At 70.0% G+C, this 15,451-nt stretch carries 14 protein-coding genes; 11 read left to right on the top strand and 3 right to left on the bottom strand.

The features are described from left to right. Positions 1 to 62: 62 nt before the first annotated feature. Genes JT362_RS25390 through JT362_RS25380 form a run of 3 tightly spaced genes read right to left on the bottom strand, consistent with a single transcriptional unit; the run spans position 63 to position 3,601 of the window. Positions 63 to 1,370, bottom strand: coding sequence for a dihydrolipoamide acetyltransferase family protein (locus tag JT362_RS25390; protein WP_260194254.1), 1,308 nt, complete (start codon positions 1,368 to 1,370; stop codon positions 63 to 65). Positions 1,371 to 1,373: 3 nt separating this feature from the next. Further along, positions 1,374 to 2,396, bottom strand: coding sequence for an alpha-ketoacid dehydrogenase subunit beta (locus JT362_RS25385; RefSeq protein ID WP_260194253.1), 1,023 nt, complete (start codon positions 2,394 to 2,396; stop codon positions 1,374 to 1,376). Further along, positions 2,396 to 3,601: a thiamine pyrophosphate-dependent dehydrogenase E1 component subunit alpha gene (locus JT362_RS25380; RefSeq protein WP_260194252.1), complete on the bottom strand. Its 1,206-nt coding sequence runs from the start codon at positions 3,599 to 3,601 to the stop codon at positions 2,396 to 2,398. Before JT362_RS25380 ends, JT362_RS25385 begins: the two co-directional genes overlap by 1 nt. 458 nt (positions 3,602 to 4,059) lie before the next feature. Here JT362_RS25380 and JT362_RS25375 point away from each other — a divergent pair, with 458 nt between their 5' ends. The 11 genes from JT362_RS25375 to JT362_RS25325 form a co-directional block, all read left to right on the top strand. Next, entirely contained in the window at positions 4,060 to 4,233 is a 174-nt protein-coding gene (locus JT362_RS25375; protein ID WP_260194250.1) for a hypothetical protein, read from the top strand. A 15-nt stretch (positions 4,234 to 4,248) separates the two neighbouring features. Further along, positions 4,249 to 5,679: a M20/M25/M40 family metallo-hydrolase gene (locus JT362_RS25370; RefSeq protein ID WP_260194450.1), complete on the top strand. Its 1,431-nt coding sequence runs from the start codon at positions 4,249 to 4,251 to the stop codon at positions 5,677 to 5,679. Between the two features lie 103 nt (positions 5,680 to 5,782). Beyond that, positions 5,783 to 6,889, top strand: a complete 1,107-nt coding sequence (locus tag JT362_RS25365) for an MFS transporter (protein ID WP_260194249.1) — start codon at positions 5,783 to 5,785, stop codon at positions 6,887 to 6,889. Positions 6,890 to 7,007: 118 nt separating this feature from the next. After that, a complete protein-coding gene (locus JT362_RS25360; protein WP_260194248.1) occupies positions 7,008 to 7,823 on the top strand; it encodes a basic amino acid ABC transporter substrate-binding protein in 816 nt (271 codons plus the stop codon). A 76-nt stretch (positions 7,824 to 7,899) separates the two neighbouring features. Further along, entirely contained in the window at positions 7,900 to 8,718 is an 819-nt protein-coding gene (locus JT362_RS25355; protein WP_260194247.1) for an amino acid ABC transporter permease, read from the top strand. Beyond that, positions 8,715 to 9,488 carry an amino acid ABC transporter ATP-binding protein gene (locus JT362_RS25350; protein WP_260194246.1) on the top strand — a complete coding sequence of 258 codons (774 nt, stop codon included), beginning with the start codon at positions 8,715 to 8,717 and terminating at the stop codon, positions 9,486 to 9,488. Before JT362_RS25355 ends, JT362_RS25350 begins: the two co-directional genes overlap by 4 nt. Before the next feature lie 20 nt (positions 9,489 to 9,508). Beyond that, positions 9,509 to 11,713, top strand: a complete 2,205-nt coding sequence (locus JT362_RS25345; protein ID WP_260194245.1) for a translocation/assembly module TamB domain-containing protein — start codon at positions 9,509 to 9,511, stop codon at positions 11,711 to 11,713. A gap of 186 nt (positions 11,714 to 11,899) precedes the next feature. Next, a complete protein-coding gene (locus JT362_RS25340; RefSeq protein WP_260194243.1) occupies positions 11,900 to 12,376 on the top strand; it encodes an SRPBCC family protein in 477 nt (158 codons plus the stop codon). 40 nt (positions 12,377 to 12,416) lie between these two features. Beyond that, positions 12,417 to 12,710: a GroES family chaperonin gene (locus tag JT362_RS25335; RefSeq protein WP_260194449.1), complete on the top strand. Its 294-nt coding sequence runs from the start codon at positions 12,417 to 12,419 to the stop codon at positions 12,708 to 12,710. A gap of 60 nt (positions 12,711 to 12,770) precedes the next feature. After that, entirely contained in the window at positions 12,771 to 14,555 is a 1,785-nt protein-coding gene (locus JT362_RS25330; RefSeq protein WP_260194241.1) for a VanW family protein, read from the top strand. Positions 14,556 to 14,638: 83 nt separating this feature from the next. Then, positions 14,639 to 15,451, top strand: an 813-nt coding sequence (locus tag JT362_RS25325) for an ALF repeat-containing protein (protein ID WP_260194239.1), incomplete at its 3' end; no start/stop codon positions are given.

The raw sequence follows: 15,451 nt of genomic DNA, 5'->3' as shown, positions 1-15,451 counted from the left end.
CCTTTCAGGGGCAAAACAAAGGCGCCCCCGGCTGAACCGGGAGCGCCTTCGTCGAACTCCGTCTAGAAAGTGATCGCCATTGCCGGGTCGGCGAGGAGGGCGCCGACGTCGGCGAGGAACTGGCTGCCCTGTTGGCCGTCGATCACGCGGTGGTCGAAGCTCAGCGCGAGCTGGCAGACCTTCCGGACCTTGATCTCACCGTCCACCACCCACGGCATGTCCTTGATCGCGCCCAGCGCCAGGATCGCGGATTCGCCGGGGTTGATGATCGGCGTTCCCGTGTCCACCCCGAAAACCCCGACGTTCGTGATCGTGAACGTGCCGTCGACCATGTCCCCGGGTGGAGTCTTGCCGTCGCGGGCGGTCGCCGTCAGCTGCTCCAGCGCGACCGCCAGCTCGCGCAGCGACAACCCGTCCGCGTCCCGGATCTTCGGCACGATCAGACCCCTCGGCGTCGCCGCCGCGATGCCCAGGTGCACGTAGTCCTTGTAGACGATCTCCTCACCGGCCCAGAGCGCGTTCACGTCCGGGGTCCGCTTCGCCGCCAGGCACACGGCCTTCGCGGCGAAGGTCAGCGGCGTGATCTTCACGTCGCGGAACTCGGGGTGGGACTTGAGCTTCGCGCGCAGTTCCATCATCGGGGTCACGTCGACGGTCAGGAACTCCGTCACGTGCGGCGCGCTGTACGCGCTCTCGACCATCGCCTGGGCGGTCATCTTGCGGACGCCCTTGACCGGGACCCGGCGTTCGCGAGCGGCACCACCGGCCGGAGCGGCCACCGGCTGGGGGGCGGACCCGGCCCGCTCCACGTCGGCGCGGGTGATCACGCCGCCGTCACCGGTACCCGTGAGGCTGCGCAGGTCCACGCCGAGGTCCTTGGCGAGCTTGCGGACCGGCGGCTTCGCGAGCGGCACCAGCGCGGCCGGCTCGACCAACGCCGCCGGGGTGTCGGGCACCACCGGGGGCGCCGGCTCCACCGGCGCGGGCGGCGGGGCGGTGGCGATGGACGCGTCGGCGGAAGCGGCCTTGCGGGCCCGGCGCTTCGTGGTCGCCGCCTTCGGGCCGTAGCCGACGAGCATCGCCTGGCCGTTCTGGTCACCACCGGCAGGCGCCGCGGCACCGCCGGGATCGACGTCGATCGTCACGATCGGGGTGCCGACGTTGACCGTCTCGCCCGGTTGGGCGTGCAGCTCGGTGACCACGCCCGCCCACGGGCACGGCAGCTCCACCGCGGCCTTCGCGGTCTCGATCTCCACGATGATCTGGTTGACCGTGACCTCGTCGCCCGGCTTGATGTGCCAGGTCAGGATCTCCGCGTCGACCAGGCCCTCCGCCGTGTCGGGCAGCGGGAACACCTTGTAGTCGGGCATTCCTCACCACCCCAGCGATCGGTCGACGGCGTCCAGCACCCGGTCGAGGTCGGGCAGGAAGTCCTCCTCGAGCTTCGACGGCGGGTACGGGGTGTCGAACCCGGTCACCCGCAGCACCGGCGCCTCCAGCGAGTAGAAGCACTCCTCCTGCACCCGCGCCGCGATCTCCGACGCCAGCGACGACTCGCTCGGCGCCTCGCTGACCACCACCAGGTGCCCGGTCCTGCGCACCGACTCGAACACCGGCGTCAGGTCGAGCGGCGACAGCGTCCGCAGGTCGATCACCTCGAGCTCGGTGCCCTCCTCGGCGGCCGCGACCGCCGACTCCAGGCACGTCTTCACCGACGGGCCGTAGCTGACCAGGGTCGCCGCGCTGCCCTGGCGCAGCACCCGGGAGGCGAACAGCGGGTCTGGCGTCGCGTCGACGTCCAGTTCGGCCTTCTCGTAGTACCGCCGCTTCGGCTCGAAGAACAGCACGGGATCGTCGCAGCGGATCGCCTGCTGGATCATCCAGTACGCGTCGACCGCGTTCGAGCAGGACACGACCTTGAGCCCGGCGGTGTGCGCGAAGTACGACTCCGGCGACTCGGAGTGGTGCTCGACCGCGCCGATCCCGCCGCCGAACGGCACCCGGATCACCATCGGGACCTTGATCTTGCCCTGGCTGCGGAAGTGCAGCTTCGCGACCTGGCTGACGATCTGGTCGAACGCGGGGAAGATGAACCCGTCGAACTGGATCTCGCACACCGGCCGGAACCCGCGGATCGCGAGACCGACCGCGGTGCCGACGATGCCGGACTCGGCCAGCGGGGTGTCCAGCACGCGCTGCTCGCCGAAGTCCTTCTGCAGGCCGTCGGTGATCCGGAAGACGCCGCCGAGCTTGCCGACGTCCTCGCCCATCACGATGACCTTCGGGTCGGCCTCCATCGCGGCGCGCAGCCCGAGGTTGAGGCTCTTGCCGAGCGTCACCGTGCGGGTCTGGGCCGCCGCCGCGCCGGGCTCCTGGTTCATCACCGGGGTCGCCATCAGTGGTCACCACCCTCGAAGCCGCTCGCGTAGGACAGGTACGTGTCGCGCTGGGCCGCCAGCACCGGGTTGCCGTCCTCGTAGACCTGGGAGAAGATCCGCTCCTTCGGCGGGTCCGGCATGTTGACGCAGAATTCGCGCAGCTCGGCGGCCAGCTGGTCGGACTCGGCCTGCACGGAGTCGAAGAACTCCTTGTCCGCCTGCTCGTGCCGGACCAGGTGCACCCGCACCCGCTCGATCGGGTCCTTGAGCTTCCACGCCTCCAGCTCGTCGGTCAGCCGGTAGCGGGACGGGTCGTCGGTGGTGGTGTGCGCGTCCATCCGGTACGTGAACGCCTCGATCAGCACCGGGCCGTTGCCGTGCCGGCACTCGGACAGCGCCCAGCGGGACACCGCGAGCGTGGCGAGCACGTCGTTGCCGTCGACCCGGATGCCGGGGAAGCCGTAGCCACGCGCGCGCTGGTAGAGCGGCAGGCGCGACTGGCGCTCGGTCGGCTCGGAGATGGCCCACTGGTTGTTCTGGCAGAAGAACACCAGCGGCGCGTCGTACACCGACGCCCAGACGAAGCCCTCGTGCACGTCGCCCTGGCTGGTGGCGCCGTCGCCGAAGAAGACCATGGTGGCCTCGCCGTCGTCGTCGCCGACCTTGCCCTCGAAGCGCTGGCCCATCGCGTAGCCGGCGGCGTTGAGCACCTGGTTGCCGATCACGATGGTGTAGAGGTGGAAGCGCTTGGCGATCGGGTCCCAGCTGCCGTGGTCGGTGCCGCGGAAGATGCCGAGCAGGTCGCTGGGGGCCACGTCCTTGCACCACGCGACGCCGTGCTCGCGGTAGCTGGGGAAGGCCATGTCCTGGGGCTTGAGCGCACGCCCGGCGCCGATCTGGGCGGCCTCCTGGCCGAGCAGCGGAACCCAGATGCCGAGCTGGCCCTGGCGCTGCAGTGCGTTGCCCTCCCGGTCGATCCGCCGCGTGAGGACCATGTCGCGGTAGAGCCCGCGCAGGTCGTCGGCGGTGATGTCGGCGACGTACCTGTCCCACTCGGGGTTCGGTACCCGCTCACCTTCCGGGGTGAGGAGCTGGACCAGCTCCGGTCCACCCTCGCTTGTTGCGCGCAAACCCGCGATCACCTGCTCTGCGGTCGGCGCGGCCGCGGTGGCGGCCGGGCCAACCCCCGGTTCCGGGTGCGTCCACTGTTCTGGGGACGACATGCGTACTCCTATATGTGTCGACGCCGGGCGTTCGCTCGTGACGACCGCTGACGGCCGCGCCACCGGCTGTCGCCTGCCCGGGTAAGGGCCGGTCCAGGCAGTCGGTGGCGCTGACGGTTTCGTCCATCCTGGCACGGCCTAGCTCGATCCGGTGAGGTCCGATCGGCGGTGCTCACTCATCCGGAACGCGCTGAGCTGCGAAAACGGTTGGACAACCGACATTTGGGCGTCAGTGGGTGGCATTCGGGTGACGCGTCACCTCCTCGCGACGATCGGCGAACGCGGCAGCTCAGCCCGGCCGCCGTCGTCCCCGGCGGCTCACCCGCTCCGGGCCGCCGGGGCGCGCGCCGGCCGCACGGCGCACATTGCGAAACTGTAAAGTGATCTGCGTCACATCAAGCCTACCGGCTTCGGCTCGGGGCCCGGTCGACGACCGCCCGATCCCTACGCTGGCCCGCGTGTCGGGTGACGAGTGGCGGGACGCACGGGTGCGTGCCGCGGAGGAAGCCTTGGCCGAGGCCGTCCGCACGGCGGACGACATCATCGCGGACGCCGCGCCGGACCGACCGCCCGCTCACGAGGAGCCGAGGGAGGAGCCGCCGGAGCCGACGATCTTGCGGGACGCCTGGTAGGTCCGTCGTGGCAGGATCGGGCGGGTGGACACCGCACTCGTACGCAGCACAGTCGAACGGACCTGGGACGACACGATCCTGACCAGCCTGTCCGAGTTGATCGCCATCCCCGCGCTGTCGCCGATCTTCGACGCCGACTGGGCGAGCTCCGGCCACCTCGACGCGGCCGTCGAGCACGTGCGCCGCTGGCTGGTGGGCCGGGGGATCGAGGGCGCGACCGCGGAGATCCTGCGGCTGCCCGGCCGGACCCCGGTCCTGCTGTTCGACGTGCCCGCCGGCCCGTCCGCCCGCCCCGACGCCGGCACCGTGCTGCTGTACGGCCACCTGGACAAGCAGCCCCCGGTGGGCGGCTGGTCCGAGGGCCTCGGCCCGTGGACCCCGGTGCTGCGCGACGGCCGCCTGTACGGCCGGGGCGCCGCCGACGACGGCTACTCCGGCTACGCGGCCACCGCGGCGATCGAGGCGGTGCGCGCCGCGGGCGGGTCGCACGCGCGGTGCGTGGTGCTGCTGGAGACCAGTGAGGAGTCCGGCAGCCCGGACCTGCCCGCGTACCTGGACGAGTACCGGGACCGGCTGGGCGAGGTGTCCCTGGTGGTGTGCCTGGACTCGGGCGGCCAGGACTACGAGCGGCTGTGGCTGTCGACGTCGCTGCGCGGCCTGGTGTCGACGACGGTGACCGTGCGGGTGCTGGAGTCCGGGCAGCACTCCGGGATCGCCAGCGGGATCGTGCCCAGCTCGTTCCGGATCATGCGCCAGCTGCTGGACCGCGTCGAGGACGCGACCACGGGCGAGATCCTCATCCCCGAGATGCACGGCGAGATCCCGGCCGAGCGGCTGGCCGAGGTCGAGGTACTCGCGGCCGAGTTGCCGGGCACCCACGCCGCGTTCCCCCTGGTCGCCGGCATGCGCCCAGCCGCGGACGACGACGCCGAGCTGATCCTGAACAACTCCTGGCGCCCCACGCTGTCGATCATCGGCGCCGCCGGCCTGCCGCTGCCCGCCGAGGCCGGCAACGTCCTGCGCCCGGAGACCACGCTGACCCTGAGCTTCCGTCTCCCGCCGACCGCCTCGCCCGAGGCGGCGCTGGAAGCCCTGCACAAGACCCTGACCACGGACGTCCCGTACGGCGCCCAGGTCACCCTGTCCCGCGCCGAGCACGGCCCCGGCTGGAACATGCCGGCGACCGCGCCGTGGCTGCGGGCCGCGCTGGACACCGCGAGCACCGCCGTCTTCGAGGGCCGGCAGTGGCGCCCGATGCTGCTCGGCGGCTCGATCCCGTTCATGGGCACGATGGTCGAGGCGTACCCGGAGGCCCAGTTCGTCGTCACCGGCGCCCTCGCCTCGGACAGCAACCCGCACGTGCCGGACGAGTGGCTGCACGTCGGCCAGGCCAAGCGGGTCACCGAGGCCGTCGCCCTGATCCTGGCCGCCCACGCCGAGGGGTGAGCGGTAATTCGGTGGCCGGGGTCATCGTCGCCCGGCTAGCCTGACGATCATGCGTGCCTGGTTTCGATGGTGAACTGACCTAGCCCCCCGCTTCCCGGCGGCGTTGGTCGCGTCGCTGCTGCTCGTCGGTTTCGCCGACGAGACGGTGGCGTTCCTGCCCTACGGCGCCGTGGAGTCGATCCGGCAGGACGTCGGCCTGAGCTACCTGCAGGCCGGGTTCCTGCTGGCGCTCTACCCCGGCATCGGCCTGCTGGCGACCCCGCTCGGCGTCGTCGCCGACCACGTCAGCCGCCGCGTCATGGCGGCCGTCGGCGGCGTCGGCTACGGCGTCGGCCTGTGCCTGTTCGCGATGGCCGGGGACTTCTGGTTCCTGTTCACCGCCGTCGTGGTCATGGGCGTGGCGGGTGACGCCATGGTCCGCGCGGTCGAGGTCGCCCTGGTCGAGACCACCGGCGACAACGTCGAACCGGCCCTCGCCCGGTCCAACCTGCTCGCCGCCATCGGCGACCTGGTCGGGCCGCTGCTCCTGTTCGCCGCGCTCGGCACCGGCCTCGGCTGGCGTGCCGCCTTCTGGGCCGCCGGCGCGCTGATGGTGGCCTACGGCCTGTTCCTGGCCAGCCAGCCGCTGCCGTCCCCGGCCGAACCGGACGACGACCACCAGCCGTGGCGGGCCCTGCTCGAGGTGGCGAAGGACCGGCGGGTGATCGTCGCCGGGCTGCTCGTCGCGGTCATCTCCGCCTTCGACGACACGTTCGTCGGGTTCGCGGTGGCCTTCCTCATCACCGGCTCAGGCCTCACCCCGGCGATCGCGACCCTCGCCGCCGGCGCCGGCCTGGCGGGCGGGGTCGCCGCGGCGGCGTGGGCGAGCCGGACCAAGCGGCGCAAGGTCGGCCTGCGGCCGTGCGCGGTGCTCCTGCTGGCCGGCGTCCTGACCCTGATGTTCGTGCCCAACGTCGTAGCCGCGGCCCTCGGCATCGCCGCGGTCGGCGCCGCGGTGAACCTGGCCTGGATCGTCCTGCAGGCGCGGTACCTGACGCTGCGACCCGGCCAGGCCGGCACCACGTCCGCGGTCGCCGAGGCGATCGCCCAGCTCGGCGTTCTGACCCCGCTCGCGATCGGGGTGATCGCCGACCACCACGGCCTGACCGTGGCGATGCTGCTGTACGTCCTGCTCGCCGCCGTCTTCGTCGCGAGCACCAGGCGGCAGTGACTCGGTCCACGACGACTGTTAAGAGCAGGCAACGATGAGTGCTGGTGTTGGGCGGTGTCGGCGCGAAGTGGCAGTATGCCCCTCACTCAAGCCGATCTGAGTGACGAGGAGTAACACCGTGACGCGTCGACCCACGCGAAAGGTATGGGCGCTGGTGCCCGCCCTGGCCATCGGGCTCGCGGGCTGCGGCGACGGTGACAGTGGCGGCGGCGGTGACGCCGGCGGCGGTGAGAGCGGCGTGCAGCTGGTCGCCGAAGGCCAGCTGACCAACTGCACCGGCCTGCCCTACAAGCCGTTCGAGTACGAGGAGAACGGCGAGGTCATCGGCTTCGACATCGATCTGATGGACCTGGTGGCCGAGGAACTCGGCGTGGAGCAGGTGGTCGTCGACACCCCGTTCGACGGGATCCAGTCCGGAGCGGACTTCAACGCCGGCAAGTGCGACCTCTCCTCGGCCGGCATGACGATCACCGACAGCCGCAAGCAGAACATCGACTTCTCCGACCCGTACTTCGACGCCACCCAGGCGCTGGTCACGAAGAAGGACTCGGGGATCACCGGTCTCGATGACCTGTCCGGCAAGCGGCTCGGCGTCCAGAACTCCACGACGGGCTACGACTACGCCAACGAGAACGCCGCCGGCGCCGAGATCGTCAACTACGAGGACCTCGGGCTGATGTTGCTCGCTGTCGAGTCCGGCGACGTCGCCGCCGCCATCAACGACAACGGCGTGCTCTACGACTGGGTCAAGGAGAAGACCGATTTCGAGGTCGTCGCCGAGTTCGACACCGGCGAGCAGTACGGCATCGGTGTCCGCAAGGGCAACACCGCGCTGCTGGAGGTGATCAACCGGGTGCTGGCCGAGACCAAGGAGAGCGGCGAGTACGACCGGATCTACGAGAAGTGGTTCGGCACCAAGCCCGACGCCAACTAGCCGGCCCGCCAGGGGCTCGCGCGGCAACGCGCGGGCCCCTGTGTTCGTCCCGGCCCACTTCTCGAGGAGACACCCGATGGCCATGTCCAAGCGCAAGCGCGCGAAAGTGATCCGCTGGGTGCAGTACGGCATCCTGATCGCGGTCATCCTGGTGGTGGCGTTCACCGCCAACTGGGACAAGATCCGCACCACGTTCTTCGACCTCGAGGTCGCCGCGAGCCTGTTCCCGGAAGTCATCACGGTCGGCCTGGTCAACACCCTCATCTACACCGGGCTCGGCTTCGCGTTCGGGCTGGGCCTCGCGCTCGTGCTCGCGCTGATGCGGCTGTCGACCGTGCGGCCGTACCGCTGGCTCGCCGGGATCTACATCGAGTTCTTCCGCGGCCTGCCGGCGCTGTTGGTCATCCTGGCCGTCGGTACCGGCATCCCGCTGGCGTTCAACACCTTCCTCGACAAGTACGTCGCGCTGATGATCGCGCTCGGCATCGTCGCCTCCGCGTACATGGCCGAGACCCTGCGGGCCGGCATCCAGGCCGTGCCGAAGGGCCAGGTCGAGGCGGCCCGCTCGCTCGGCATGTCACCCGCGCGCACGATGGTCACGATCGTCATCCCGCAGGCATTCAAGATCATCCTGCCGCCGCTGACCAACGAGCTGATCCTGCTGACCAAGGACTCTTCGCTCGCCCTGTTCCTGGGCGCCTCGATCACCGAGTACGAGCTGACCCAGTTCGGCCGGGTAGCACTGAACGACTCGCGCAGCCTGACCCCGGTGCTGGTCGCCGGCCTCTGCTACCTGGCCATCACGATCCCGCTGTCCTACCTGTCCCGGTACCTGGAGCGCCGGACCGGCGGCAAGAAGATCGGCACCCCCGAGTCGACCGAGGTGAAGGCATGAGCACGGCGGAGGCGACCGAGGTCGCGGTCGAGATCACCGACCTGCACAAGTCGTTCGGCCCGGTCGAGGTGCTGCGCGGCATCGACCTGCGGGTCGGGCGCGGTGAGGTGGTGTGCGTCATCGGCCCGTCCGGGTCCGGCAAGTCCACGCTGCTGCGCTGCGTGAACGTGCTGGAGGAGCCGACCTCGGGCACCGTCGTGGTGGACGGGACCGAGCTGACCGACCCGGATGTCGACATCGACGCGGCCCGCCGGCGGATCGGCATGGTGTTCCAGTCGTTCAACCTGTTCACGCACCTCAACGTGCTGAACAACCTGACGATCGCACAGCGCAAGGTGCTCCGCCGCAGCCAGGCGGAGGCCGAGCAGATCGGACTGGCGAACCTCGAACGCGTCGGCCTCGACGGCCGGGAGAGCGCGATGCCCAACCAGCTCTCCGGCGGCCAGCAGCAGCGCGTCGCGATCGCCAGGGCGCTGTCGATGGACCCGGACCTGATGCTGTTCGACGAGCCGACCTCCGCGCTGGACCCGGAACTGGTCGGCGACGTGCTCGCCGTGATGCGCCGGCTGGCCGACGAGGGCATGACGATGCTCGTGGTCACCCACGAGATGCAGTTCGCCCGCGAGGTCGCGGACCGGGTGCTGTTCATGGACGCCGGCGTGGTGGTCGAGGAGGGCCCGCCGGAACAGGTCATCGGGTCCCCGCGGGAGGAGCGCACGCGTACGTTCCTGTCCCGCGTGCTGAATCCGGCACGCGTCGCGGAGGAGTGACCGTTTTCTGGGGGTAGGCGATGACGGAGGAAGCGACCAACGGGCGCCGGCTCGACCCGTTCGAGGAGCAGCCGCCGGAGTGGGCGCGGTCGCGGGCGGTCGACATCGTCCGGCAGGTCGTGGAGTTCGAGCCGGGTATCGGCGGCCGCATCCGGCGCCGGGGGACGACGCCGCCGGTGCTGCGGTTCGCCGACCGGTGGATCGTCGGCGAGGTCGACCTGCGCGCGGTGGAGTTCCCGCACCTGCTGGAGTTCGTGCGCTGCCGGTTCGACACCCCGCCGGACCTGCGGCAGGCCAAGCTCGCCGGCGTCGAGTTCACCGGATGCCACCTGCCCGGCCTGGAGGGCCGCAACCTCTACAGCGACAACGACGTCCGGCTGATCGGCGGCACCCGGGTGCACGGCCGCGTCGACCTGACCGACGCTGAGATCAGCGGCTCCCTGGAGCTGACCGGCAGCCGCCTGCACAACCCCGGCGGCTACGCCCTGCACGCCGACCGGCTCAAGCTCGACGGTGCCCTGCTGGCGTCGAACCTCGAGGTCGACGGGCAGCTGCGGATCCCCGGCCTGCGCACCGGCGGCAACGTGAACCTGGCCGGCGCGCACCTGCACAACCCGGACGGTTTCGCGGTCGACGGTAACGGCCTGCACGTCGGCGGGAACCTGCAGTGCTCCCCGTCCGCCGCCCGGCGGTTCCGCTGCACCGGACTGCTGTTCATCCCCAGCGCCACGATCGACAGCGACCTGTCCCTGCGCGGCGCGGAGCTGACCCCGGCCACCGAGGACGCCGACGGCCCGGACCGCTTCTTCGACCCGAGGGCGACGCTGGTCGCCGACCGCGTGCAGGTGTCCGGCAACGTCGACCTCGACCAGGGCCTGGAGAGCAGCGGAACGCTCCGGATCGTCAACGCGAGGATCGGCGGCTCGGTCCGCCTCACCAGGGCGACGATCGATCTGTCGGACGGCCAGGAGCCGTTCGCGGAGGTGCCGGGCAAGGCGCCCGGCCCGTACGCCCTGCGCGCCCTGCACCTGGACGGCACCGAGATCAGCGGCGGCATCGACGCCCGCGAGTCCAGGATCGCCGGCCTGATCCGCGTGGTCGACGTCCGGGCCAGAGGCAGCGTCGTCCTGGACGGCGCGATCCTGAGCAACCGGAACGGCGACGTACTGGAAGGTCGCCGGTTCACCACCGGCGGCAACCTCGACGTGCGCGGCGTGACCGTGTTCGGCTCGATCGTGCTGCCGGAAGCGGTGATCGGCGCCAACGTCGACCTGCGGGCCAGCCGGTTCGTCAACCCCGGCCGGTACCGCCGGGACCGCTCCCGCAAGCCCTCGGTCGACCTGCGCGTGGCCCAGATCGGCCGCGACCTGGTCTGCGCGCGCGGCGAACGCGAGGGCCAGTCGTTCTCCACCCACGGCGAGATCCGCATCCGCCGCACCGAGGTCGGCCGGATGACGACGTTCCAGGGCGCCGAGGTCGGCTCGAGCCTCAGCGGCACCGCGATCAACGCCTTCGGCCTGATCACCCAGGACCTACGCCTCGACGTGGCCGTCCCACCGAGAGGCCGAGTCACGTTACGCCACGCCCGCTGCGCCTCCCTCAACGACAACGACGAGTTCTGGGCCGCCACCGGCCACATCGAACTCGACGACTTCCGCTACGACGCCCTGGCCGCCCCGATCGAACTGGACGATGACGCCCAGATCCGCCGCCGCCTCCGCCTACTCCGCACGGCGATGGGCGGCAGCTACCGTCCCGGCCCGTACGACCAGTTCGCCACGATGCTCCGAGCGAGTGGGAACGAGGAGCACGCCGCCGAGGTACTGATCGAGAAGCAGCGGTGGCGCTACGCGGCGCTGGCGGAGGGCTACCGGGTGCTGAGCCCCGGCGTGCGGTTGTGGAGCCTGCTGCAACGAGCGGTCGTGGGGTACGGCTACAAGCCCATGCGCGCGCTGACGTGCCTGGCCGTGCTCCTGTTCGCCGGCACCCTGGTCTTCGCCCTGATGCCCACCCCCACCGAGGCCAACACCGACGACAACCTGGTGTGGAACCCGTTCCTGTACACCCTCGACCACCTGGTGCCGATCGTCGACTTCGGCCACAAGAACAAGTGGCACTTCAACAGCACGCTGCAGTGGTTCTCCGCGTCCCTGATCGCCTGCGGCTGGATCCTCGCCACCACCGTCGCCGCCGGCCTCACCCGCATGCTCCGCCGCTCCAGCTGACAACCCCGCCATTCGCTCCCCCCACTTGTCCACAACCCCCCGTACCCCTCCCCACCAGCCCAAACCCCCGATAGACTGGCACGGCGGGACGCCCCCGGGAACGGGTGGGGGTTGTCGTACAGGGGGTTCACGGGAAGCAGCGGGGGTGGGGTCTTGGTGGGGGTGTGGCTGGTTGAATGATCGGCCATGAAGGCACCTAGCGCGTCCGCTCGTACCGCGATCGCCGCGCCCGCGGCTACCGTCTACGCGCTGGTCACCGACATCCCCAACCTCTCCGCCGTCACCCCCGAGTTCGAGCGGGGCACCTGGCTGGACGGTGCCGTCGAGGCAGCCGTCGGCGCGCGGTTCGCCGGGCGGAACCGGCGCGGGTGGCTTCGCTGGTCCACCACCGGCACCGTCACCGCCGTGGACCGGGACAAGTGCTTCGCCTTCGACGTCGACTTCCGGGGGATTCCGGTCGCGCGCTGGCGGTACGACATCGTCGCCACCGGGCGGACGTGCCTGGTCGAGGAGAGCACCTGGGACCACCGGCCCGCCTGGTTCGTCCCGTTCGCGAACATCGCCACGGGTGCGTCCAACCGCACCGAGCGCAACCGCCGGAACATCGAGCGCACGCTGCGGCAACTCAAGCAGGCGGCGGAGAACAGCACGCGAGACCGGTAGTTATCATTCCTCGGTGCCAGAGCTCAAACTCGAGATCCAGATGCTGCACGACAGGTTGCTGGTGCGGCTCACTCCCGAGGAGGGGGAACGGCGCAGCACCGGTGGCATCGTCATCCCGGCAACCGCCCAGATGGCGAGGCGGCTGGCGTGGGGGGACGTGCTCGGTGCCGGCACGAACGTGCGCAACGTGAAGGTCGGCGACCGAGTCCTGTTCAATCCGGAAGACCAACTTGAAGTCGAGGTCCAGGGGCAGACCTACCTGGTGGCGCGGGAACGCGACATCCACGCCATCGCCAGCGAGCGCACCGAGCACGGCACGGGTTTATATCTGTAAGGGGAACGAGTCGTGGAGCCACAGTGGCCCAAGTCGCACGCGGAGCAAACCGACGTGCTCATGCCCGTCAGCAGACCGCCGACCGGCGATGAACCCACCGTCCGTCTCCAGCCCGCGTCGCCGCCCCCCACCGGCGGCGACGACGTCAAGAAGAAGTCGACCCGGCGCAAGGCCGGCCTCATCGCCGGCGCGGTGTTCGGCGCTCTGGCCGTCCTCTACGGCGTCGACCTCATCCTCAGCACCGGTGAGGTCCCCCGCGGGGTCACCGTCGTCGGCGTCGACGTCGGCGGGGAGACCCGCAAGGACGCCGAGGCCATGCTCCGCGACCAGATCGAGCCCCGCCTCACCAAGCCGGTCGGCATCAGCGCCGGCGACGTCGACACCCAGCTCAAACCCGCCGACGCCGGCCTCACCATCGACTGGGTCGCCACCCTCGACCGCGCCGGCGACCAGCCGTTCAACCCGATCACCCGGCTGACCTCCTTCTTCACCACCGAAGAGGTCGGCATCGTCACCACCACAGACAACGCCAGGCTGACCGCCGCCGTCGACGCACTGCGCGCCGAGACCGACCGCGAGCCCGCCGACGGCGGCATCAAGTGGGACGGCGTCACCCCGGTCGCCATCGAGCCCAAGCAGGGCCAGAAGCTCGACGCCGACGGCGCCCGCCAGGCCCTCGTCGACGGCTGGGCGACCGGCCGTACCGTCGAGCTCCCCGTCGACACGACGCCGGTGAAGACCACCGCCGAGGGCGTCCAGCAGGCCATCGAGGACATCGCGAAGCCCGCCGTCTCCGGCCCGGTGACCGTGCACGGCGAGGGCAAGGACGCGACACTCACCCCGAAGCACATCGCCCGCGCGCTGACCTTCGCGCCCGCCGAGGAGGGCGGCGGGCTCACCGCCAAGCTCAACCACAAGAAGGTCGTCGCGGCGTGCAAGCCGCAGCTCGCCTCGACCGAGATCGAGGGCAAGGACGCCGAGATCGTCTTCAGCGGCGGCTCGCCGACCGTCACGCCGAGCGTCCACGGCAAGGGCATCGACTGGAAGAAGAGCTTCGCCCCGCTGATGGACGTGCTCAAGCAGACCGAGAACCGGGAGATCGACGCGACCTACGTGCCGAGGCCGGCCGAGGTGACCACCGAGGAGGCCAACAAGCTGGGCATCAAGGAGGTCATCAGCGAGTTCACCACCGGCGGCTTCGCCCCCGACTCCGGCGTCAACATCCGCCAGGTCGCCGAGGAGGTCGACGGCGCGATCGTCAAGCCGGGCGACACGTTCAGCCTGAACGGCCACACCGGCCCGCGCACCGAGGCCCAGGGCTATGTCGCGGCCGGCATCATCGAGGACGGTGCACCCGGGCGCGCGGTCGGCGGCGGCATCTCGCAGTTCGCGACCACCCTCTACAACGCCGCCTACTTCGCCGCGATGACCGACGCCGGGCACCAGGAGCACAGCTACTACATCAGCCGCTACCCGGCCGCCCGCGAGGCCACGGTGTTCCAGAACCCCGACGGCAGCAGCGTCATCGACCTGAAGTTCACCAACGACACGGAGACCGGCATCGCGATCCAGACCATCTGGACGCCGAGCTCGATCACCGTCCGCTTCTGGGGCACCAAGACCTACGAGGTCGAGTCGATCACCGGCGGCCGCAGCGACTTCACCGAGCCCGAGACCAAGCAGGGCCCGAAGGAGAACTGCCACGCGAGCAACGGCTCCCAGGGCTTCACCACCAGCGACACCCGGATCGTCCGGAACGCCGCCACCGGAGCCGAGGTCAGCCGGAACACCCGCACGGTCAGCTACAACCCCCAGCCGAAGATCGTCTGCAAACCACCGGACTGAGCGCGAGCCGGTAGCGTCGTTGCTTCCGCCATCCCGCTGCCGGTACCTTCATACGTATCGACTGGGATAGGGGAAACACTCACATGCGATGGAAGATCCCGGCTAGCGTGCTGTTGGTATTCGCCATGTTGATCCCGGCGTCACCGGCGGTGGCGCAAAAAGAATCGTCAAGGCTGGACGAGACGACGTGCCAAGCGGTCATGTACGCGGACATTCGCGAGTTTTTCGTCATCGATTTGGATACTGCGTCGAATCTTGAGGTTCGTGAACTGGCGAATCGGATCGCTGCTCAAGCTCGGGTCGAATCGTTGACCCAATTGTTCGGCGCTGTGCAGGATCAGCTGAGGTTGGGTTCGGCGGATGAGATCCGTGCGTTCCTGCAGACGACCTGGAGGATCCATTGGACGATGGATCTGCGCGGTACGGTGCTCAGGACGATGGGAGATCCGGGTGCCGGCGCCAATGTTCAGGCGGCGGCACAGGAAGCGCTCGACGAGGGTTCGGTCGACACCTTCCTGGCGTTCCTCAACCACGGCCTCTACGTCGCCCGCGCGCTTGATGCCGGATGGTCTCTCGAAGAATACACGGACATTCGCGAGTTTTTCGTCATCGATTTGGATACTGCGTCGAATCTAGAGGTTCGTGAACTGGCGAATCGGATCGCTGCTCAAGCTCGGGTCGAATCGTTGACCCAATTGTTCGGCGCTGTGCAGGATCAGCTGAGGTTGGGTTCGGCGGATGAGATCCGTGCGTTCCTGCAGACGACCTGGAGGATCCATTGGACGATGGATCTGCGCGGTACGGTGCTCAGGACGATGGGAGATCCGGGTGCCGGCGCCAATGTTCAGGCGGCGGCACAGGAAGCGCTCGACGAGGGTTCGGTCGACACCTTCCTG

The organism is Actinophytocola gossypii, assembly GCF_025165815.1.
Classification (GTDB): Bacteria; Actinomycetota; Actinomycetes; order Mycobacteriales; family Pseudonocardiaceae; genus Actinophytocola; species Actinophytocola gossypii.
This window is presented reverse-complemented; position numbering and strand designations above follow the sequence as displayed.

What these genes read in the sequence shown, in the direction of transcription:
- JT362_RS25350 (WP_260194246.1), top strand. Translation starts at nt 8,715, where the DNA reads ATGAGCACGGCGGAGGCGACCGAGGTCGCGGTCGAGATCACCGACCTG.
- JT362_RS25340 (WP_260194243.1), top strand. Translation starts at nt 11,900, where the DNA reads ATGAAGGCACCTAGCGCGTCCGCTCGTACCGCGATCGCCGCGCCCGCG.
- JT362_RS25385 (WP_260194253.1), bottom strand. Translation starts at nt 2,396, where the DNA reads ATGGCGACCCCGGTGATGAACCAGGAGCCCGGCGCGGCGGCGGCCCAG.
- JT362_RS25380 (WP_260194252.1), bottom strand. Translation starts at nt 3,601, where the DNA reads ATGTCGTCCCCAGAACAGTGGACGCACCCGGAACCGGGGGTTGGCCCG.
- JT362_RS25355 (WP_260194247.1), top strand. Translation starts at nt 7,900, where the DNA reads ATGGCCATGTCCAAGCGCAAGCGCGCGAAAGTGATCCGCTGGGTGCAG.
- JT362_RS25390 (WP_260194254.1), bottom strand. Translation starts at nt 1,370, where the DNA reads ATGCCCGACTACAAGGTGTTCCCGCTGCCCGACACGGCGGAGGGCCTG.
- JT362_RS25330 (WP_260194241.1), top strand. Translation starts at nt 12,771, where the DNA reads ATGCCCGTCAGCAGACCGCCGACCGGCGATGAACCCACCGTCCGTCTC.
- JT362_RS25345 (WP_260194245.1), top strand. Translation starts at nt 9,509, where the DNA reads ATGACGGAGGAAGCGACCAACGGGCGCCGGCTCGACCCGTTCGAGGAG.
- JT362_RS25335 (WP_260194449.1), top strand. Translation starts at nt 12,417, where the DNA reads ATGCTGCACGACAGGTTGCTGGTGCGGCTCACTCCCGAGGAGGGGGAA.